The following is a 21,701-nucleotide window of genomic DNA, read 5'->3' as shown; positions in this document are numbered from 1 at the left end:
TGCCTGTTGCGATGGGCGTCGTGGCACCCTGTGGTGTCTGCCCGCAAGCTGTCCTTTCAGCGTGATGCGCTACGGGCGTGCGCGCAGCGCCTGCTGGATGAAGTGGCGCGGTACGCGGCTACGCGGGACCCGCGTCTGAAACCAGCTGCGCACATCCTCCTCCAGCCCGATGCCGTGCATGTAGTTGTATAGCGCCTTGTTCAGTGCAACACCCAAGCTGTCGTGGTCGACGCCGGTTGGATCGATGAAGCCGATGTCATTCTTCGCGAAGCTCACGGGCGGTAGCGGCTGCAACGTAACGCCGTATTCCTCCGGATTCTTGCCGACCGGCGAATGCACCGTGCAGGAAAAGCGGTGGAAGAAGCCGGACTGGATGCAGCCCGCCTCGAACAGCTGGCGCACGTATTCGAGCGCATCGACCGTGTCCTGCACTGTCTGTGTCGGGAACCCATACATCAGGTAGGCGTGCACCAGGATGCCGGCTTCGGTGAAGGCGTGCGTCACCCGCGCGACTTGATCGACCGACACCCCTTTCTTCATCAGGTTCAGCAGCCGGTCCGACGCCACTTCCAGGCCGCCCGACACCGCAATGCAGCCACTCTGCGCGAGCAGGTGACATAGCTCCGGCGTGAAAGACTTTTCGAAGCGGATGTTGCCCCACCAGGAAATGGCGCGATTGCGATTCAGCAGTTCCTGCGCGAGCGCCTTCAGCGATTTGGGCGGCGCTGCTTCGTCGACAAAGTGAAAGCCGCTCTGGCCGGTTTCGGCGACGATCGCGTCGATGCGGTCCACCAGCGTGGCGGCGGATGCGCCGTCGTAGCGCGAGATGTAGTCGAGGCTCACATCGCAGAAGCTGCACTTCTTCCAGTAGCAGCCATGCGCCACGGTGAGCTTGTTCCAGCGCCCGTCCGACCATAGCCGGTGCATCGGGTTGAGCATGTCGAGCACCGAGAGGTAGCGGTCCAGCGGCAGGCCATCCCAGGTCGGCGTACCGACTTCGGCGAACGCGATATCCGGTTCGGCGAAGTTCACATAGCGCACCGCGCCGCTCTCGGCGTCGCGCAGAAAGCTGCGCACCAATCGTTGCTGCGAACGCTTGCCGTCGAGGTGCTCGATCAGCGCCAGTAGCGGGCGCTCGCCGGCATCCAGCGTGACGTAGTCGAAGTAGTCGAACACGCGTGGCTCCGAGAGCTCGCGCAATTCGGTGTTCGCGAAGCCGCCGCCGAGCACGGTGACGATGGCGGGATCGATCGCCTTGATCGTCTGCGCGATGCGGAAGGCGCCGTACACCGAACCCGGGAAGGGCACCGACAGCAGCACGATGCGCGGCTTGTGCTTCGTGATGGTCGCGTGCGTGAGCGCCGCGAGCCGGGCGTCGACCAGCGTTGGCGGAGCGGCCAGCGCGCGCGCCAGCGGCTCGAAGGTCGGCTGGCTCTGCGCCAGCGATTCCGCGTAGCGCACGAACTCGAAACGCGGGTCTACCGCGTCACGCAGCACATCGGCCAGGTCGTTGAGGTACAGCGTGGCGAGGTGGCGTGCGCGGTCCTGCATGCCCAGCGCACCGAAAGCCCAGGCGAGCGGGTCACCGCCGTCGGGGTCGATGTACACATCCAGCGATTCGAAGCGTGCGCCTTCGGGCAGGAAGTCGCGCCCACCGATGCGGTGTGCCAGCGTGGTATCGCGCCCCTGCAGAAAGGCGACGACCGGTGCGATCGTCGCCGCGTAGCGCGGATACTGCGCGAGGAAACTGGCGACCTGCTGCGTGTGCTTGCGCGGCGGCATCGCCTCGACGGCGTCGCGTATCGCGGCCAGGCCGTCCGGCGAGAAGAGCTGCAACACTAGCGCCAGCGCGAGGTCTTCCTGCACCGCATCGATGCCGCGCGAGCGCAGGAAGCCAGTCAGGTACGCGGTGGACGGGTAGGGCGTGTTCAGCTGCGTCATCGGCGGAATGACGGACAGCACGCGCAAGGAAGATTCGGACATGGTCGCGGGTCGGCGTGAGGGCTTTGGGGGGTGGGCCGGCATCCGGCGAGTCCCCGTTCATACAGGGGCAGATAGCGGCGCGTGGGTCGCCCGATGCGTGAATTTTAGCCTGCCGCTTTGAGGCTGTGCCAAAGCGGGCCGAGACATGGACATTTTTCCCGTTCAGCAATCCTGGCAAGGCGCGGAATTGCCAAGAAGGTTATAGTCGCCAAAATTCGTCGGTCGGCCCGAAAATATTGGCTGTCCGGCGTCAAGAATGATAGTTGCATTGTTTGGCGCATGCTCGCCCGTGAGTAGAATATGGGCACCCGGCGTGTTGAACCATGGGTGCGCCGAGCACGCTCGATAGACGATATTTGCCGCGATAGGAATGTGCATGCCGATTACTGGAGACCAGACCCTGCTCAAGCAGATCAACCGCATGGCGATCGTGCGGCGGGTGCGACAGCAGGCGGGTCAATCGCGCGCCGATCTGGCCAAGGAAACAGGTCTGACCAAGTCGACCGTCAGCCTGCTCGCACAGGAGCTGATCGACGAGGGTTGGCTGGTCGAGCATGAAATCCAGATCACCGGCGCGCTGGGGCGTCGCCCGACGCCACTTGCGATCGACCCTGATCGTCTCGCGATGGTCGGTGCTGAGCTCGGCGTCGACCGCATTCATGTGGTGGCGACTTCGCTCACCGGCGACATCGTGTGGCAGACCGATGAAGACTTCCTCAGCGTAGATGCCGACGGTGTGTTGCAGCGGCTCGCGAGCCTGCTGATCGATGGTATCGCCAGCGTCAGCGCGAGCGGTCGCAAAGTGCTGGGGGTTGGCGTCGGGCTGCCCGGCGCGGTGGATGAAGCGGTTGGCATCCTGAAGGTGGCACCCAACCTTGGCTGGCGCGATATCGATGTCGCTACGCCGTTGCGCGCGGCGCTGGCGAACGCCGGTTTCGGCGAGCTGCCGCTCTACCTGCAGAACGAGGCGGATGTCGCGGCGCTGGGCGAGTTTGAATTTGGCGATGCGCCGGTGCCGGAGCCGCTGGTGTATCTGAGTCTCGGCATCGGTGTGGGTGCCGGCGTGGTCGTGAATGATCGTCTGTTTCTTGGGGCAGCCGGGTTCGCCGGTGAAGTCGGCCACTCGATCCTGCAGGTGGCGGGCCCACGCTGTTCATGTGGCCGTGAGGGCTGCGCCGAAGCCTACATCGGGCTGCGCGCGATCGCGCAGCAATCGGCCGGCGCCGGCAATCAGCAGGCATCGGCTGGCACCTTGCTGGCGCGCGCCAGTGCCGGCGATCCGCTCACCGTCAGCGCCGTGCAGCGCGCGGGGCACTACCTCGGCGTGCTGATGCAGAACCTGTGGACGGCCTTTGATCCGGGCCGCTTCGTACTCGGCGGCCCGACCTGCGAGCTGGGTGCGCCGCTGCTCGACGCGGCACGCGAAACGCTCAGTCGCTATGCGCGTGACGCCGGCCTGCCGTCGCCCGAAGTGCGCGTGTCGCGTTATGGCGCACGTGCGGTCGCTGCAGGCGCTGCCGGGATGGTGTTGCACAAGCTCGTGCGGCCGCTATAACGACGTCTGGGGGATGCGCCCCCGCGTTGTCGTGGAGGCTGCCATGCATAAGATCAGCGGAATCCTGCTCGCCGCGAGCCTGTTCGCGGGCCTCGCTCAGGCATCAGGGGGTGGCGGCGGAGGCGGCAGCACGGTGGCAGAAGTGCCCGAGCTTGTTGCAGCGCAGGGCGCGATCGACAAGTCGGACTGGGATGCCGCCATCGGCATCCTGACCCCTTACGTCGCGGGCCACCCGCGCAGTGCCGACGGCTTAAACCTGCTCGGCTATGCGAGCCGCAAACAGGGCAAGCTCGACAACGCGTTCCGCTACTACGAGCAGGCGCTCACGATCGATCCGAAGCACCGTGGCGCACATGAATACATCGGCGAGGCCTATCTGATGGCCGGCGATCTGGCGCACGCGGAGCAGCACCTCGCCGCGCTCGACAAGCTCTGCTGGTTGCCGTGCGAGGAATACGACGACCTGAAGGCAGCGATCGCCGACTACCGCGCGAAGCACCCCTGAGCCGGCTCAGGGCAGGCGCCGCCCGTTGCAGCAGGTAACACGGGCAGCCTGGTGTGCGCGCCGGTTGGCGCGGCACCAGCTACGGAAGCGGCAGCGCAGGCGATGCAGCAGCCGCGCAACGTGGGCAAGTGGGTACATCGCGTCATTGTGCCGCAGTGGGCCGCCGAATGCGTCGGCTCATCACCAGCGCGTAGATCGCCGGGATCACCGCGAGCGTCAGCACGGTGGAGGAGATCATGCCGCCGACCATCGGCGCCGCAATCCGGCTCATGACTTCCGAGCCGGTGCCATGGCTCCACATGATCGGCAGCAGGCCGGCCATGATCGCGACAACCGTCATCATCTTTGGCCGCACGCGCTCCACCGCACCTTCCATCACCGCCGCGTAAAGATCCTCGGCCGACGGTGTGCGGCCTTCGGCTGCGCGGCGCGCACTGATGTCGCGCCAGGCATGGTCGAGGTAGATCAGCATCACGACACCGGTCTCCGCCGCGACGCCGCCGAGCGCGATGAAGCCCACCGCTACCGCGACCGACAGGTTGTAGCCCAGCGCCCACATCAGCCACACGCCGCCGATCAGCGCGAAGGGCACCGACAGCATCACGATCAGCGTCTCGGTGAGCCGTTTGAAGTTCAGGTACAGCAGCAGGAAGATGATCAGCAGCGTCAGCGGCAGCACGATCTTCATCTTCTCGATCGCGCGCTGCATCGATTCGAACTGGCCGCTCCAGCTCGCGTAGTAGCCGGGCGGGAACTTCACCTGCTCGCTGACTGCTTTCTGCGCATCCTTCACATACGAACCGATATCGCGATCGCGGATGTCGACATAGATGTAGGCGGATAGCAGCGCGTTCTCGGTGCGGATGCTCGGCGCCCCGCGGACGATGGCGACCTTCGCGACTTCGCCCAGCGGCACCATCGCGCGCCCCATCGTCGGCACCAGCACCTGGTTCGAGATCTTCTGAGGATCGTCGCGCAGCTCGCGCGGGTAGCGCACCGTCACGCCGAATCGCTCGCGCCCCTCGACGGTCGTGGTCACCATTTCGCCGCCCAGCGCGGTCGACACCACATCAAGCAGCTCGCCGACTCCCAGTCCGTAGCGCGCGAGCGCGTCGCGATCGGGTTCGATATCGAGATAGAAGCCGCCGGTGATGCGTTCGGCAAATGCGCTGGTGGTGCCCGGCACCTGTTTGACCACCGCCTCGATCTGCTTGGCGAGGCGCTCCATCTCGTCGAGATCCTTGCCGAACACCTTGATGCCGATCGGTGTGCGGATGCCGGTGGAGAGCATGTCGATGCGCGCCTTGATCGGCATCGTCCACGCGTTCGACACGCCAGGAAATTGCAGCGCCTTGTCCATCTCGGCGATCAGCTTGTCGATGTTCATGCCGGGCCGCCATTCGGATTCCGGCTTCAGGTTGATCACCGTTTCGAACATCTCGGTCGGCGCCGGGTCGGTCGCGGTGTTGGCGCGGCCGGCCTTGCCGAACACCGATTCGACTTCCGGGAAGCTCTTGATGATGCGGTTCTGCGTTTGCAGCAGTTCGGCCGCCTTGGTGATCGACATCGCCGGCAATGAGGTCGGCATGTAGAACAGCGTGCCTTCGTTGAGCGTGGGCATGAACTCGGAACCGAGCTTCGACGCCGGCCACACGCTGACCGCCAGTGCGACCGCCGCGAGGGCGACGGTCGTCTTCTTCCATCGCATCACGCCGGCGATGATCGGCCGGTAGAGCCAGATCAGCGCGCGGTTAACCGGGTTCTTCGCCTCCGGCATGATCGGGCCGCGGATGAACAGCATCATCAGCACCGGCACCAGTGTCACCGACAGCAGCGCCGCGCCGGCCATTGCGAAGGTCTTGGTGTAGGCGAGCGGCGAGAACAAGCGGCCTTCCTGCGATTCGAGTGTGAACACCGGCAGGAAGGACACCGTGATGATCAGCAGCGAGAAGAACAGCGCAGGGCCGACTTCCTTGCAGGCGGCGATGATCGCGTCGATGCGCGAATCGTCGGGCCTGAGCCGTTCGATGTGCTTGTGCGCGTTCTCGATCATCACGATGGCCGCATCCACCATCGCGCCGATCGCGATCGCGATGCCGCCCAGGCTCATGATGTTGGAGTTCATGCCCAGCGCGTGCATCGCTATGAAGGCGATCAACACCCCGACCGGCAGCATTACGATTGCCACCAGCGCGCTGCGCACATGAAGCAGAAAGATCACGCAGACCGCGGCAACGATGATCGATTCTTCGACCAGGGTGCGTTTGAGTGTGTCGATCGCGCGCCCGATCAGCTCGGAGCGGTCGTACACCGCCTTGATCGACACGCCGTCGGGCAGACCGGAAGCGACCTCGGCGATCTTGGCCTTGACGTTGCCGATCACCTCCAGCGCGTTCTGGCCGAAGCGCGCCATCACGATGCCGGCGACCACTTCGCCTTCGCCGTTGAGTTCGGTGAGGCCGCGCCGCTCGTCCGGCACGAACTCCACGCGCGCAACATCGCTGATGCGTACCGGTGTGCCGCCCTCGGCCTTCAGCACCAGTTTGCCGATGTCGTCCGGGCTGCGCAGATAGCCGCGGCCGCGCACCATGTACTCGGTTTCCGCCATCTCGACGACGCGGCCACCGACATCGCGATTCGATGCGCGGATCACCTCGGCGAGCTTGTTCAGCGGAATGCCGTAGGCGCGTAGCTTCAGCGGATCGACGGTCACCTGATATTGCCGCACGAAGCCGCCGATCGATGCCACCTCGGCCACGCCATGCGCCTTGCTGAGCTGGTAGCGCAGGAACCAGTCCTGCGTGGCGCGCAGGTCGGCGAGCGATTTGTCCTTGGCCTGCAGCGCGTACTGATAGACCCAGCCGACGCCGGTGGCGTCCGGCCCCAGTTGCGGTGCCACGCCGGTGGGCAAGCGGCCCGCTGCGGCGTTGAGGTACTCCAGCACCCGCGAGCGCGCCCAGTAGATATCGGTGCCGTCTTCGAAGATCACATACACGAATGAGGCGCCAAAGAAGGAGAAGCCCCGCACGACCTTGGACTTCGGCACCGACAGCATCGCCGACGTGAGCGGGTAGGTGACCTGGTCTTCCACCACCTGCGGCGCCTGGCCGGGGTATTCGGTATAGACGATCACCTGCACATCGGACAGATCGGGCAGCGCGTCGAGCGGGGTCTTCATCACCGCCCACACGCCTGCGATCACCACGAAGAGCGTGCCGAGCAGGACGAGGAAGCGATTGCGTGCCGACCAGTCGATCAGGGCATTGAGCATGTCAGTGGCCCTTGTGAGCGCCCGCGCCACCCGCGGCCAGCGGCTTGATCGCGGTGATGACCCACTCGCCCGGCTGGCGCTCGACGAAGTCGAACTGCACCGCGGCGCCGGCCTTCAGCCCATCGCCGAGCGAGGCGTTCGCGAGCACGAAGTCCATCGTCATCGCGGGCCACTTGAGGCTCGCGATCGGCTGATGCGCGAGGCTGATGCTGCCGCTTGCGGCATCGATGGCCTCGACATGGCCCTCGCCGTGGTGCACGGCGTTCGCGCTGGTGGCGTCCTTCGCCTTGGCGGCGGGGGGCTGCGCGCCGAAGCCGGATACCGCTGCCTTCAGGTTGCTCTCCGCATCGATGAGGAAGTTGGCCGAGATTACGACCGGCTCACCCGCCTTCACGCCGTCGAGAATTTCGACGTCGCTCTCCGAGCGGGCGCCGAGCTTCACCGCACGCGGTTCGAAACGTCCTTCGGCCACCTGGACCAGCACGATCTGGCGCGCACCGCTGTCGATCACCGCCGAGAGCGGCACCGTCACCGCCGGGTTGCGCGGCGCGGCCTTGAGTTCAAGTGACGCGAACAGGCCGGGCTTGAGCAGGCCGCCCGGGTTCGCCAGCTCGACGCGGACCGGCACGGTGCGGGTCTCGGCGTTGAGGGTTGGATAGACGTAGGTGATCGCGCCTTCGAACAGCTTGCCCGGGTAGGCGTTGATCGTGATGCGCGCCGTTTGCCCCGGTGCGATCAGGCCGACATCCTGTTCATTCACGTCGGCGATCACCCATACCGTGGACAGGTCTGCGATCTGGTACAGCGCATCGCCGGCGGCGAAGCGCATGCCTTGCACCGCTTTCTTTTCCATCACGATGCCGGTGACCGGCGAGCGCAGGCTCAGCGTGCGGCGTGCATCGCCCTGCTGTGAAAGCGCCTTGATCTGCGCCTCGGAGATGTCCCAGTTGCGCAAGCGGGCGAGCGAGGCCTCGGCCAGCCCGCGCATGCCGTCGCGTGCGCTGCTGTCGGCATCCTTCAAGGCCTCGTTACCCTTGCTGGCGATGGCGTATTCGCGCTGTGCAGAGACCAGCTCGGGGCTGTACACATCGAACAGCGGTTGACCGCGCGAGACGAGCTGGCCGGTGACGTTCACATGCAGCCGCTCGACCCAGCCCTCGAACTTCGGCGACACCGTTGCGACGCGCCGCTCATCGACTTCGATGCGGCCCAGCGCGCGGACGCTGCGCGCGAGGCTTTGCGTCTTCGCGGCCTCGGTACGTACGCCGAGTTTCTGCACCTTTTCCACGCTGATGCGCACGCTGCCATCGCTGGCGGCTGTGTCGTCCGCACCCTCGTAGACCGGGATGTAGTCCATGCCCATCGGGTCTTTCTTCGGCGTCGGCGAGGTGTCAGGCAGGCCCATCGGATTGCGGTAGTACAGGATCTTCCGCGTCGTTCCGGCGCTGCCCTGAACACCCGCTGCGGCCGCGGTGGGCGTGTCACTGCGCTGGTGGCCGATCGCGTAGCCGAGGCCGGCGGCCGTGGCGAGCGCTAGGAGGGCGCCGCCGGTAGCGAGTAGGCGGTTCACAGTTGTTCTCCGATCAGTCGTTCGATGTCGGCCAGCCGAGCCTGCTGGTCGGCGCGGGCCTTGATCAGATCCTGCCGTGCCTTGCGGATCGCGCGCTGTGCATCGATCAGCGTGGCGAAATCGACGCGGCCGGTCTCGTAACCGGCGAGCGCGGATTGAAAGGTGGCTTCGGTTTGCGGCAGCAGCGTGCTGGCCGTGATCGCCTCGATCCGGCGTGAGGCATCGAGTGCGGCGAGGCTGCCGCCCAGCTCGCCGATCAAACGGCTGGCGGTGGATTCGGCGCGTGCGCGGGCGGCGTCCAGCATCCGCTCGGCCTCACGTTCCTGGCTGCGGCGGCTGTCGAACTGCAGCGGCAGGTTGACCTCGAACATCAGCTGCCATTCGTTGACGCTGGAGCCGCGCTGCACCGGCACGATGCCGAGGTTCAGATCGGGCATGCGGTTGCGGTAGGTCAGTTCGCGGTTCCTCTCTGCGCCCTGTGTTTTCGCAAGCTCGGCCGACAGTTGCGGATTGCGCCCGCGCAGCCGCTCGATCAGTGCGTCCATTTGCAGTGTGGCGGGGCTGGGGATGCTGCGCAGCTGCTCGGGATCAGCGAGCGGTGCCTGCGGGCCGCGCGCCAGCAGGCCGTTGAGCATCGCGCGCAGGGTCTGCTGCTCGTTGTCGAGTTGGATCTGCTCTTGCCGGAGACTGGTCAGCTCAAGCTGCGCGCGGATCACATCCTGCTGGGCGACGAGCCCGGCCGCATAGCGCGTGCGTGCGACCTGCTCCATCTTCTCGCTCAAGGCACCCAGTTCGCGCGTAACCCCCTGCAAGCGCGTCACCTGCCAGTACTGGGCGTAGCCGCGCTTGACCAGGGTCAGCAGCTCCTGCGTCATGTCCTCGGCGGTGAATTCTGCCGCGCGCGCACCGGATTCGGCCACGTCGCGGCGCAGCTCGCGCTTGCCCCAGAAAGGCAGTTGCTGGCTGAAGGTGTATTGCGTGCTGCCGACTTGCGCTGGCGACAACCGCAAGCCGGTGCTGCCCATGTTGGTCACATCCATCAGCTCGATCTTCAGCATCGGATCGGGCAGCGCACCGGCCGGCTCGATCCGCTCTCGCGCGGCGGCGGCTTCCTGTTGCGCGGCACGCACCGTGGGGTTGGCATCGCGTGCCAGTGCGAGCAGCTCGTCCACCGAGCGGCCTGGCGCGCGAGCCTCGTCGGCGAGGGCGTTGCTGCACGCAAGTGCAGCGGCGATGCTGAGTGCCAGATAGAGGCGGCGTGGCATGGGCGTTCCTGTTTGGCGGTGAGCCGGCTTACTTGCGCTGCAGTTGGGTGATCGTCAGCGCGCCGCCGACATTCTCGGCGACGAAGTCGACCGTGTCGCCGGCTTTGACCTGATCCAGCCAAGCAGCGTCCTTCGCCTTGAAACTCATCGTCATGGCGCCCATGCCGAGGTTTTCCAGCGGGCCGTGGGCGATTGTGATCGAGCCTTTCGCCTTGTCCACCTTCTTCACGGTGCCGTGCGACATCCCCGCGCTTTGCGATGCGTCGGCATGGTGGCCGGCATGCGGGTCAGCAGCAAGGGCAGGCTGAGCGGCGAACAGGGCGATGGCCAGTGTGGCAATGGGCAGCAGGGTTTTCATATCAAACCTTCGTAAGGGGGTTGGGATTCGGTCGCGCCGACGCCATTCGTAATGCGCGAGCTTGCAGGGGGATCATCGCGGCGCGCGGCTGTCGCGAGGCTGACCGCTGGATTACATTCCTGTAAGGAAAGGGCGCCCGCGACACCGATCCGGCAGAATTGCCGGCAAGGCCACGGAGGGGCCAAGGTATGAGAATCCTGGTTGTCGAAGACGAAGCGAAGGCGGGCGACTATGTGAAGCAGGGGCTCAGCGAGGCCGGCTTCACGACCGACCTTGCGCGCGACGGCATCGATGGCCTGCACCAGGCCTTGAACGAGGATTACGACCTCGTGATTCTCGATGTCATGCTGCCAGCGATGGATGGCTGGACGGTGCTGCAGGCGATACGCCGCGCTGGCAAGGAGATGCCGGTGCTGTTCTTGACCGCGCGCGACGAGGTCGAAGACCGCGTGAAGGGGCTGGAGAGCGGGGCGGATGACTACCTCGTCAAGCCCTTTGCGTTCTCCGAATTGCTGGCGCGGGTGCGTACGCTGCTGCGGCGTGGCAAGGCGCGCGAGGCCGATAGTCTGGTGGTTGCCGATCTCGAGCTGGATCTGCGCCGGCGGCGTGTGACACGCGCCGGCACGCGCATTGACCTGACTGCCAAGGAGTTCGCGCTGCTCGAACTGCTGCTGCGGCGCCGTGGCGAAATTCTGCCGCGCTCGCTGATCGCCTCGCAGGTATGGGACATGAATTTCGACAGCGACACCAACGTGATCGAGGTGGCGGTGCGGCGCCTGCGCGCGAAGATCGACGACGGCTTCGAGCCCAAGCTGATCCGCACCGTGCGCGGCATGGGCTACGTACTGGAAGAGGGCGAGGCGCAATGAGGCCACCCGCGTCGCTCGCAGCGCGGCTGGCGCTGCTGTTCTCGATTGCCGCGGCGGTGGTGTTCAGCACTGCCGCGTGGTTCATCGAGCAATCTGTCGAGCGCCATTTCGAGGAACAGGATCTCGATCTGATGCAGGGCAAGCTGGACCTGACTCGCCACGCGCTGGGGCGGCTGAAGTCGGCAGAGGATCTCGCCCAGCTGGCCGGACGCATGGCCGATGCGCTGGTGGGTCATCACGGGCTCGAACTCTCGATTCAGCGCGGCAACGGTGAGCAGGTGTTCTCGACGCTGCATCACGGCACGATGCCTGCCTTCCCGATCGAGGCCGGCAAGACGCTGCTGCACACCTGGAAGATGGACGACATGCCGATGCGCGGCTTTTCTGCGCTGGCGAGCACGGCGATTCCGGGCGAAGCGCCGATGCGGGTAACGCTGTCGGTCGATGTGATGCACCACGAGCAGTTCCTGCGCGCCTTCCACCGTAGCCTGTTCTGGGTGATCGGGCTGTCGGTGCTGGCGGTGGCGGTACTGGGGCGTCTGATCGCGCAGCGCTCCCTTCAACCAATTCAGGACGTCGCCCGCACCGCGAGCCAGATATCCGCTTCGCACCTGAACGAACGCCTGAAGCTCGAGCGCGTGCCGCGCGAGCTGCACGACCTCGCCGAGCAGTTCAACGCGATGCTGGCGCGTTTGCAGGAGGCCTTCGTGCGCTTGTCCGACTTCTCGTCGGATCTCGCGCACGAACTGCGCACGCCGATCTCGAACCTGACGACGCAGACGCAGGTTTCGCTGTCCCGTGTGCGCTCGCCGGACGAGTATCGCGAGGTGCTGTTCTCGAACCTCGAAGAGTTCGAGCGGCTGTCGCGCATGGTGTCGGACATGCTGTATCTCGCCAAGGCCGACAACGGCCTGCTGGTGCCGCAATGGGAGGCGGTGGCGCTGGACGCCGAAGTCGATGCGCTGATCGAATTCTTCGAGCCGGTCGCCTCAGAGCGCGGCTTGCGCCTGCAGCGCAGCGGCGCTGCAACGGTGCGTGCGGATCACCTGATGCTGCGGCGCGCGCTCGCCAACCTGTTGTCGAACGCGGTGCGCCATGCCGCGGCCGGCAGCAGGGTGGAGATCGGCATCGCCGTGACGGATGGGGCGGCGAGCGTGGCGGTCACGAACAGGGGGCCGACGATCCCCGAGGTGCATCTGCCGCGCCTGTTCGACCGCTTCTACCGGGTCGACCCGGCGCGCACGCGCTCCAGCGATGGTGCGGGGCTTGGGCTTGCGATCACACGTTCGATCGTTGTCGCGCACGGTGGCGATATCTCGGTGGTGTCGTCAGACGCCGGCACCACCTTTCAGATCCGCGTGCCGGTCGGCGGCATCGCGAGCGAGCCGCCGAACACCTGATCAGCGCGTCAGCTGAATGTCGGCTCGCTGATCGCGCCCGGCTGCAGCACAAAGCGGCCGACCGAGTCGTCGAGCGTGCGCGACAGCTGCTCCAGCGCCTGCGCCTGCGCCGCGGTTTCGCGCACAGTGCTGTCGTTCTGCGCGGCCATGTCTGCAATCTCCGTGACATGAGCGCCGACTTCTTCTGATGCGCTTCGCTGCGCGACTGCGATCTGGCGGATGCGGCTCACGCCCGAGGCGGCGTCTTCGACCGATGCAGCGGCGTCGGTGAGCATGTGTCGCACGCCCTCGACATACGCGTGGCTGCTTGCGAGTGCAGACAAACCACGCGCAACCGAGGATTCCACCATGCCTGATTGCGCGCTGAGCGACTGCGTCATCTCGTCGATCGACGCGGCGGACTGGCGCGACTTCTCGGCGAGCTTGCGCACCTCGTCCGCGACCACCGCGAAACCGCGCCCCTGCTCACCCGCGCGGGCCGCTTCGATCGCCGCATTGAGCGCCAGCAGGTTGGTCTGATCGGCCAGTTCGCGCACCGTTGCAGTCATCGTGCTGATCGTTTGTGTGCTCGACACAAAGGCGCGCACCGAGCTGGCGATCGCGTTCATCGCTTCGTCGGCTTCTGAAACTTCGGCCACCAGCGCGGCGACTTGCTCGCTGCCGTCGCGTGTCTTCGTTAGCGCCGCATCCGAAATGTCGCTGACCGACTCCGCCGAACGCACCATTTCCGCCAGCGAATCGATGAAGTGCTTGAGGCCGTCGCTCGCCGCGCTGGCCATCGTGTTCTGCCGTACCGATGCGTCCGCCACGCTCTGCGTATTGGACGACAAGCCACCCGCCGCGAGCGACACCTGCCCGGCACTATCGCGCACGCAGGACACTGTTTGCGCGAGGTTGCAGCGCATGCGTTCCAGTGCCGTCAGCAGCTCGCCGATTTCGTCCTTGCCGTGGCTGCGGATCGGTTCCGCGAGATCGCCGCGCGACACCTTTTCTGCGAGCGCGATCGCCGAGCGCAGCGGCACCGCGATTCGGTTGGCCATGAACAGCGCCAGCGCGATACCGGCCGATGCGGCGATCAATGCGACCACGCCGATCAACACCGATGCGCGCCGCGTGACCCGGTCGGCATCCGCGCTGGCGGCCGCCGCGCCCTGCTCGGCGAGGCTCACGACTTTTCGCAGCGCGGCGTCGGCCTGTTCGTACTCGGTCTGTGCGGTGGCGCGCAGCAGGTCGCGTGCGGTTTCGGGGTCGTCCTGCTGCGCGAGCAGGATCGCCTTGTCGTGCTCGACCTTGTAGGCCGCCCAGTGCTTGGAGAAGGCCTCAAGTGCTTCGCGCTGCGCTGGGTCGCGCGTGATCGCGCTGAGCTTCGCGACGCGGTCGCCGAGATGCTTGTCCGCGTCGTCGAGGATTTTTGCGTAGCGCTTGCGGTCGTTAGGATCGACCGACAGCACGAATTGAAGTTCGGCGGTGCGGAAGTCCGCCTTCTCGCCGCTCAACGCGGCGACTACCTGAACGCCGGGTAACCAAACAGTGGCGAGCTGCGCCGACACCGCATTGACCGCCGCAATCTGCCGGCTTGCAAAGAAGCCCAGCACCACCACTGCAAGCAGTAAGGCGGTGAAGGCCGCAGTCAGTTTCGCGCGCAAACGCAGAGCGGGCAGCCGCATCTTGTTCTCCTTATTCGTTGGCCCACTGGGTCGGTGTGTCGCACGCTTTGCCAATCTCCGCGTCGGGGTCGCCGCCTTGCTGCTCTGTTCGAAGGCTGGCGCCGCGTCGTCGTTGCGTGCTCGGGGCCAATACTAGGTTCGCTCGCCACGGCCATTCCATGACCGGACTTGCTTACTTATGCTGCAGCGCGAGCGATAATCAGCAGTGCAGGTGCGTGTTTTCCACTTGCACGAGATGGCAAGGGAGGCGTGCCGCGTTGCCGCACTTGGCGGTGGCCGTGGTCGGGCGCCGAGAGGCTTGCACACCGAGGGGCGAACCATGAACGCCAGACTGCGCTGTCTGCTACGGAGCGGATGCGTCGCACTGCCACTGTTCCTGCTGGTTGATCGCGCTGCGTGGGCGCAGTCGATGGAGCCGCGCAACTACTCCAACGCACCGCAGGGCATGAATTTCGCCATCGTTGGGCTGGGTCACTCGGAAGGCGGCGTGGGCTTTGACCCGGCGCTGCCGGTGAAGAATCCGGACTTGGAGGTATGGACCAGCATTCTTGGCTACGCCCGTATCTTCGAGCTGGCGGGCCAGACAGCCCGCGTGGATCTGGTACTGCCTTATGCATGGCTTTCCGGCACGGCCGATTACGCTGGCGCGGCGGTGTCGCGTGAGCAGCAGGGCTTGGGCGATGCGATCGTGCGAACGTCCTACAACCTTTACGGCTCGCCAGCGCTGTCGCTGCCCGAGTTCAGCGCGTTCCGGCCGGATCTGATCGTGGGGGTGAGCCTGGAGGTGGTCGCCCCGACCGGTGCCTATGAGCCGAGCAAGGTGGTCAACCTTGGTGGCCATCGTTGGGTCGTCAAACCGGAGATTGGCCTATCGAAAACGCTGGGGCCGTTCGTGCTTGAGCTGGCGGGTGGTGTCACGTTCTACACCGCCAATGCGGACTACTTCGGTGGTATCGAGCGCAAGCAGGATCCGCTGTATTCCGCACAAGCGCACGCGGTCTATAACTTTGCAGCAGGGGCCTGGGTATCGCTGAGCGCGAGCTACTTCCAGGGCGGACGCACTTACCTCGACGGCAAGGCCGGCAACGATCTGCAGGAGAACTGGCGACTCGGCGCCACGGTGGCGATGCCGCTGAGCCGCTATCAGTCTGTGAAGCTCGCGGTCAGCGACGGCGTCTATGCGCGCACGGGCAACAACATGAGCCTCGTCGTACTCGCCTTGCAGACGCGCTGGGGCGGCGGTCTGTAGGCTGCTCGCGTTTCATTCGCTGCTGCGTCGCCGGCGTAATCCGGCCGCACGTCAGTACTTGGCCGTGCGGCCCAGGCGCTTAACTGGCACTCACTTGGTGTATCCGAGATACAGGTAGCCGCCCCATTTGCCGCCCATGTAATCAGACCAACCTACCGCCACATAGAGCGGGCCGAGCAGGGTGTCGATTCCCAGATAGACCGAAGCGGATGGGATGGTCGCGGTGTTCTTGCCGCTGATCAGCTGGTTCCACACTTTGCCGGATTCCAGCGAGCCGCCGATGTAGGTGCCGGAGCCGAGTTGCGGCAGTAGTGTCGATATCTGCTTGTAGACCATCACCCGCGCCAGCGCCGTCTGTGCGCCGGAGAGCTGGTCTGCGCGCAGGCCCGACAGTTGCAGGAAGCCGCCGAGCTGGTAAGGCGTGGGAATGCCGGCCAGATCCTTGTCCAGCGAACCGCGCAGCCGCGCCGAGCCGCGCACGGTGTAGGACGCGTAAGTGCCCACCAGATCACCATCGACCGACAGCAACTGCGCGGTGTTGCGCGTGCTGACGTTGGAATCCAGGTTCGCGAGGCCGTAGTCGGTGCGCAGGTAGTAGCCGTGGCGCGGCCACTTCGGGTTGTCGAGCTGATCCACCACGCCGCTCAGCCGGAAGCCGCGCACGGTTGAATCCAGCTGCTCGGTCGCCAGGCTGCCCAGCACGCCGGTCGTCATCTCGTTACGGATCTTGCCGATCAGTGCGCCGGCGCGCAGCTCACCGTAGCGCCCGAGCGAGTAGCCCAAGCCGGCTTCAACACCGGCGTGGCGGATGTCCAGCTCCATCAGTTTCGAACCGTTTTCGCTGTACACCGGGAACAGCGCGTTGCCCCCCTTGGCCGTGCCATACGCGAACACCGGCGAGCCCCACAGCGGTTGATAGATCTCGCTTTCCAGCTCACCGCCGGCGCCCAGCCGCAGGAAGTTGCGCCATTGCGCGCCCCACTGGTTCAGCCAGGTCATCTGGTAGTTGGCGAGCAGCGCAACGTTCGCCGTGCGGTAGGTGTCAAACGCCAGGTCGATACCAAAGCGCAGGTAGTTCGGCCCGACTTGCCGTTCGATCGGCGCAACCGATGCGATGCGCTGGCCGTTTTCCTCGCGCAGCCGGTAGTTGATGCCGTCGAAGTCGCCGGAGTCGTAGAGCTGGTTGAAGCGCGCGAGCAGCTCGTCCTGGCTCGTCGGCGTCGGCGGCGCCGTCAGCACTTCCTCAACACGCTTGGGTGGCACGAAGCGGGTTTCAGCGACCTCCACCCGGTCGTAATGCACCGGCTCCTTCGTCGCTCGGCCCGATACATGGTGGGCCCACGCCTGGTAGTCCGCCTCCGGCAGCGAGAGTTCGGCAAGGCGCGCCTCCACGCTGGCCACGCTCTTGCGCCCACGCTCGATGATGTCCTTCGCCTCGGTGAAGCTCGCCGGGGTGTAACCGTTCAGATCAGGCTCGATCAGGATGTCGCGCTCGCCGATCAACTTGCGCGATTCGAGCACGTTGCGCCCGGTCGCGATGTTCATCGCCTGCGCCGCCACATCGAGAAAGCTCTTGATGTCGTCGCGCTTGAGCATCGGCGTGCCAACGTCGACCACGATCGTCACATCCGCCCCGCAGCCCTCCGGTGCCTTGGATTTGATGTTCTCGACCGGCAGGTTGCGCACGAACATCCCGTCGACATACATCCGCCCGCTGTCGTGCACCACGTCAAAGGCGCCCGGCACCGCCATGCTGGCGCGCAGCGCGATCGCCAGATCACCGTCCTTGAAGACCCGCATGTCACCGGATTCCAGGTCGGTCGCGATCGCCACGAAGGGGATCGGCATCCGCGCGAAGGAGTCAATCACCAGATCCTGGGTCAGCTCGCGCAGGAAGGCATCGATGAACTGCGAGTTCACCACGCTGCGGGGCAGCTTTACGCCGTCGGAATCCAGCCCCAGCGTCATCGCCGCGAGGTTCTTGAAGTCGTCCTGCTTGCGCAGGTAAGGCAGGTTGCGCCGGTCGGGCACGCCGCCGATGAGCTTCTCCCAATCCGCCGACTCGACCTGCCGGCGGATTTCCGGCAGCGGCATGCCGCTCGAATAGACCCCGCCGACCAGTGCGCCCGCGCTGGTGCCCGCGATGCAGTCAATCGGCACCCGCAGGCGTTCAAGCTGCTCCAGCACCCCCACATGCGCCAAGCCCCGCGCCCCACCACCGCCGAGTACCAGCCCGATCTTCGGGCGCTTTGCCGCTGGCGCTTCCGCAGCGGCCGAGGCGGGGGACAACACAAACGCTGCCAACAGCACACCCAAGATCGCCAGGAGCCGCATACCGAGCCTTTCGCCGTTGAGTCGGAGTGGGACCTTCAAAGCCTAGCCCACGCGGTGGCTTGTTTGTTTGATCTGTCGCGTCTGCGCTGAAGTCCGGAAACGAAAAAGCCGCTGATCCTTGCGGAATCAACGGCTTTGAATTCGGTGGTGGAGAGGAGGAGGATCGAACTCCCGACCTCCGCATTGCGAACGCGGCGCTCTCCCAGCTGAGCTACCCCCCCACGCGAGGCCGCAATTATAGCTAGTTTTTTTCTCCTGCCAAGTGGGGGGCGGGTGGTGGGGGCAGGGGCGGTGGCATAATTCGCGGTTTCCCTTGATTTGACGGGGCGTTGCCGTTGTTGCGCCCCGGCTGGAGTTCACCGCATGTCCCATGTTCCCGCCTATCTTCGCTTTCCGACCGTTTCGGGTGACACCCTGGTGTTCGTCACCGACGATGATCTGTGGTCGGTACCGCTGGCGGGCGGGGTGGCGCGGCGGATTTCCGGGGGGCGGGGCCTGGTCGGCTTCCCGCGCTTCTCGCCGTGCGGCAAGTGGCTCGCCTTCATTGCGACGGACGAAAGCCATTCCGAGGTCTACGTGATGCCCGCGCAGGGTGGCGCGGCGCGCCGGCTGACCTGGCTTGGCGCACACACTGCGGTGACCGGCTGGACGCCGGACGGCCGCGTGGTCGTCGCGAGCAACGCCGATCAGCCTTTCTTCCACATGCGGCGCTTGTTCACCGTGGCGCTGGATGCGCCGCTGCCGGTGTTGTTGCCGTGGGGCATGGCGAGTGAGGCGTCGTGGTCCGCCACGGGCGCCTGCGTGCTGGGCCGTAACACCAGCGACCCGGCACTGTGGAAGCGCTACCGCGGCGGCACCGTCGGCCACCTGTGGGTGGATGTCGACGGCAAGGGCGAATTTGCAGCGCTCGACCCCTTCGGTGATCCGCGCAAGGCGGGCAACCTGGCGTGCCCGATGTGGATAGCCGATCGGATCTGGTTCATCTCCGACCATGAAGGCATCGGCAACCTGTATTCGTGCGAGCCGTCCGGTGCTGATCTGCAGCGGCACACCGAACACGGCGAACACTATGTTCGGCACGCTTCCACCGATGGCACGACGATCGTCTACCAGAGCGGTGGCGATGTGTATCGGCTCGACCCGGCGGGCGGCGATGCGACGCGCATTGACATCGAAGTGCCGGCCGCGCGGCCGCAGCTGGCGCGCAAGTTTGTCAGCGGCGATGCGGAACTCGAAGCGCTCAGCGTGCATCCGGATGGTCACACCGTGGCGCTCGCGGTGCGCGGTAAGGCGGTGAGCCTGCCGCTGTGGGAAGGCGCGATGCGCCAGCTCGGCGAAGAGCAGGGCGCGCGCTACCGGCTGCCGGTGTGGTTGGCCGAAGGCGTGGGCGTCGTGATGGTGTCCGACGCCAGCGGTGAAGAGCGCCTCGAATTGCATGCCGAAGAGGGCGTTAGCGTGCTGGAGGCGGATTTCGGCCGTGTTACCGGCATCGTTGCGGCACCGCACGGCCTGCGCGTGGTGGTGACGAACCATCGCAATGAATTGTGGCTGGCGGATTTCGTCACGCGCGAAGTGCGACTGCTGGACCGTTGCGACTATCGGCGCATCGATGAGCCCGCCTTCTCGCCCGATGGCGCGTGGCTCGCGTACGACTTTTCGGTGAGTCGCGCGACGCGTGCCATCAAGCTGCTGGAAATCGCCACCGGCCGCAGCGGTATGGCCAGCGGCGAGGATTTCGACGATTTCTCGCCCGCCTGGGACCCGTCCGGCAAGTACCTGTACTTCCTCTCGACCCGCGCCTTCGAGCCGGTCTACGACGAGATCGTGTTCGACCTCTCCTTCCCGCGTGCGACGCGCCCCTACTTGGTGGCCTTGCAGGCCGACGGCGTTGACCCGTTCGAGCCCCTGCCGCGTGGCTTTGGCGACGACGAGGACGAAGACGACGAGGATGAGGACGACGGCGACGAGGAAAGCGATAGCAAGGAGGAGGGCGACAAGAAGGCCGAACAGGCCGAGCGCAAGCGCCCGCCCAAGCCGGTCGTCGTCGAACTCGAAGGCCTTGCCGACCGTGTGCGCGCCTTCCCGGTCGGGGCCGGTCGCTACGGCCGCATCGATGCCGCGAAGGGCATCGTCTACTGGACGCTGCACCCGGTGACCACCGAGAGCGATGAGGATCACGACGTCGCCGACGCGTTGCTGCAAAGCTGGGATATGCGTGAGCAGAAGCTCGACACGGTGCTCGGCGATGTGGCCGGCTTCCTGCTCGCGCTGCCTGGCAAGGCGCTGATCGCCGACACCAGCGAGGGCGTGCGCGCCTTCAAGATCGGCGAGAAGCCGAAGGAGGAGACCGAAGTCGGCGACTTCTCGCGCGAATCCGGCTGGGTCGATCTCGATCGCGTGCAGGTCGAAGTCGACCCGCGTTCGGAGTGGCGCCAGATGCTGCGCGAAGTGTGGCGCCTGCAGCGCGATCAGTTCTGGACGGCCGACATGAGTGGCGTGGATTGGGGCCGCATCTGGGCGCGCTACGCGCCGCTGGTCGAACGGATCTCGACGCGCGAAGAGCTGTCGGACTTGATCTGGGAAATGCAGGGCGAACTGGCGACCTCGCATTGCTACGAATCGGGCGGCGATCGCAAGCGCGTTGCCGCGCTGCCGCTGGGCCATCTGGGCGCCGAATTCTCGTGGGACGAAGCGAACGCCTGCTACCGCATCGAGCGCCTGGTGCGCGGCGATGCGTGGCGCGAGGGGCACGATTCGCCGCTCGCTGCCGTGGGCGTGCAAGCCAAGCCGGGCGAGCGCCTGCTGGCGCTCGACGGCCTCGCCTGTGACCGCGAACATCCGCCGCAAGCGCGGCTGGTGGCGCGTGCCGGCCGCAAGGTGGAACTGCTGCTCGCCGATGCCGACGGCGCCAACCGCCGCCGTGCAGTGGTGCGTGCCCTGCCGGGTGAAGATGCCGCACGCTACCGCGAGTGGGTCGAGGCCAACCGCGCCCGCGTGCGCGAAGCCTCGGGTGGTCGGCTCGGTTACCTTCACATCCCGGACATGGTGACCTGGGGCTTCTCGGAATTTCACCGCTACCTGCGCACCGAAAGCCTGCGCGACGGGCTGATCGTCGATGCGCGCTTCAACCGTGGCGGCCATGTCTCGCAACTGCTGCTGGAAAAGCTCGCGCGCCGCGTGCTGGGCTACGACGTTTCGCGCTGGGGCGCGCCCGAACCCTACCCGGCCCATGCCGTGGCCGGCCCGGTGGTGTGCGTGACGAACCAGCATGCCGGTTCGGATGGTGACATCTTCTCGCACTGTTTCAAGCTGATGGGCCTCGGCCCGCTGGTGGGTACGCGCACCTGGGGCGGTGTGATCGGCATCTGGCCGCGCCATCGCCTGGTCGACGGCACGATCACCACGCAGCCCGAGTTCAGTTTCTGGTTCAAGGATGTTGGCTGGGGTGTGGAGAACTGGGGCACGGAGCCCGATGTGCATGTCGACATCGCGCCGCAGGACTACGCGAACGGCCGCGATCCGCAGCTCGACAAGGCGGTCGACGTGGCACTCGCGGCACTCAGCAAACAGCCGCCGCGGGTGCCTGACTTTTCGCAACGCCCGCGCCTGGATCTGCCGAGCTGGCCGCCCAAGGGCTGACGCCACCGCGCAGCACATACGCTTGCCATACCCACC

The 21,701-nt window shown here is 65.9% G+C and carries 13 protein-coding genes and 1 tRNA gene; 6 read left to right on the top strand and 8 right to left on the bottom strand.

Going from position 1 to position 21,701, the window contains the following annotated elements; translation table 11 throughout:
- Positions 1-69: 69 nt before the first annotated feature.
- Positions 70-1,983 (bottom strand): radical SAM protein, encoded by a 1,914-nt coding sequence (locus ACE3P0_RS15245; protein ID WP_374403570.1) that lies wholly within the window; start codon positions 1,981-1,983, stop codon positions 70-72.
- A gap of 376 nt (positions 1,984-2,359) precedes the next feature.
- Here ACE3P0_RS15245 and ACE3P0_RS15240 point away from each other — a divergent pair, with 376 nt between their 5' ends.
- Positions 2,360-3,538 carry an ROK family protein gene (locus tag ACE3P0_RS15240; protein WP_374403569.1) on the top strand — a complete coding sequence of 393 codons (1,179 nt, stop codon included), beginning with the start codon at positions 2,360-2,362 and terminating at the stop codon, positions 3,536-3,538.
- Positions 3,539-3,581: 43 nt separating this feature from the next.
- Entirely contained in the window at positions 3,582-4,043 is a 462-nt protein-coding gene (locus ACE3P0_RS15235; RefSeq protein WP_374403568.1) for a tetratricopeptide repeat protein, read from the top strand.
- Between the two features lie 142 nt (positions 4,044-4,185).
- Here ACE3P0_RS15235 and ACE3P0_RS15230 read toward each other — a convergent pair whose 3' ends face one another.
- The 4 genes from ACE3P0_RS15230 to ACE3P0_RS15215 are packed head-to-tail and all read right to left on the bottom strand — an operon-like array spanning position 4,186 to position 10,507.
- Positions 4,186-7,314, bottom strand: a complete 3,129-nt coding sequence (locus ACE3P0_RS15230) for an efflux RND transporter permease subunit (RefSeq protein WP_374403567.1) — start codon at positions 7,312-7,314, stop codon at positions 4,186-4,188.
- Position 7,315: 1 nt separating this feature from the next.
- Positions 7,316-8,884: an efflux RND transporter periplasmic adaptor subunit gene (locus tag ACE3P0_RS15225; protein ID WP_374403566.1), complete on the bottom strand. Its 1,569-nt coding sequence runs from the start codon at positions 8,882-8,884 to the stop codon at positions 7,316-7,318.
- On the bottom strand, positions 8,881-10,149 hold the full coding sequence (locus tag ACE3P0_RS15220; RefSeq protein ID WP_374403564.1) for a TolC family protein: 1,269 nt from the start codon (positions 10,147-10,149) through the stop codon (positions 8,881-8,883). Before ACE3P0_RS15220 ends, ACE3P0_RS15225 begins: the two co-directional genes overlap by 4 nt.
- A gap of 28 nt (positions 10,150-10,177) precedes the next feature.
- Positions 10,178-10,507 (bottom strand): copper-binding protein, encoded by a 330-nt coding sequence (locus ACE3P0_RS15215; RefSeq protein WP_374403563.1) that lies wholly within the window; start codon positions 10,505-10,507, stop codon positions 10,178-10,180.
- Positions 10,508-10,695: 188 nt separating this feature from the next.
- Between ACE3P0_RS15215 and ACE3P0_RS15210 the strand changes: the two genes are divergently transcribed.
- Together ACE3P0_RS15210 and ACE3P0_RS15205 are read left to right on the top strand one after the other, a co-directional pair.
- The gene (locus ACE3P0_RS15210) at positions 10,696-11,376 is read left to right on the top strand and encodes a heavy metal response regulator transcription factor (protein ID WP_374403562.1); all 681 of its coding nucleotides are present in this window, start codon (positions 10,696-10,698) and stop codon (positions 11,374-11,376) included.
- Positions 11,373-12,776, top strand: a complete 1,404-nt coding sequence (locus ACE3P0_RS15205) for a heavy metal sensor histidine kinase (protein WP_374403561.1) — start codon at positions 11,373-11,375, stop codon at positions 12,774-12,776. The genes ACE3P0_RS15210 and ACE3P0_RS15205 overlap by 4 nt, the downstream gene beginning before the upstream one ends.
- An 8-nt stretch (positions 12,777-12,784) precedes the next feature.
- On the opposite strand, the gene ACE3P0_RS15200 is transcribed toward ACE3P0_RS15205, so the two are convergent.
- Positions 12,785-14,443 carry a methyl-accepting chemotaxis protein gene (locus ACE3P0_RS15200; protein ID WP_374403560.1) on the bottom strand — a complete coding sequence of 553 codons (1,659 nt, stop codon included), beginning with the start codon at positions 14,441-14,443 and terminating at the stop codon, positions 12,785-12,787.
- Positions 14,444-14,762: 319 nt separating this feature from the next.
- On the opposite strand from ACE3P0_RS15200, the gene ACE3P0_RS15195 reads away from it, so the two are divergent.
- Positions 14,763-15,692: a transporter gene (locus ACE3P0_RS15195; protein ID WP_374403559.1), complete on the top strand. Its 930-nt coding sequence runs from the start codon at positions 14,763-14,765 to the stop codon at positions 15,690-15,692.
- A 90-nt stretch (positions 15,693-15,782) separates the two neighbouring features.
- Here the strand turns inward: ACE3P0_RS15195 and ACE3P0_RS15190 are convergent, their stop codons facing one another.
- Entirely contained in the window at positions 15,783-18,026 is a 2,244-nt protein-coding gene (locus tag ACE3P0_RS15190) for a patatin-like phospholipase family protein (protein ID WP_374403558.1), read from the bottom strand.
- Between the two features lie 145 nt (positions 18,027-18,171).
- Positions 18,172-18,247, bottom strand: a tRNA-Ala gene (locus ACE3P0_RS15185).
- Between the two features lie 142 nt (positions 18,248-18,389).
- On the opposite strand from ACE3P0_RS15185, the gene ACE3P0_RS15180 reads away from it, so the two are divergent.
- Complete coding sequence (locus ACE3P0_RS15180) at positions 18,390-21,665, top strand: S41 family peptidase (protein WP_374403557.1); 3,276 nt, start codon at positions 18,390-18,392, stop codon at positions 21,663-21,665.
- Positions 21,666-21,701 lie beyond the last annotated feature (36 nt).

The sequence above is a fragment of the Niveibacterium sp. genome, from assembly GCF_041909475.1.
GTDB lineage: Bacteria > Pseudomonadota > Gammaproteobacteria > Burkholderiales > Rhodocyclaceae > Niveibacterium.
The sequence above is the reverse complement of the archived record's forward strand: the minus strand, read 5'-3'. Positions and strand labels throughout refer to the sequence as shown.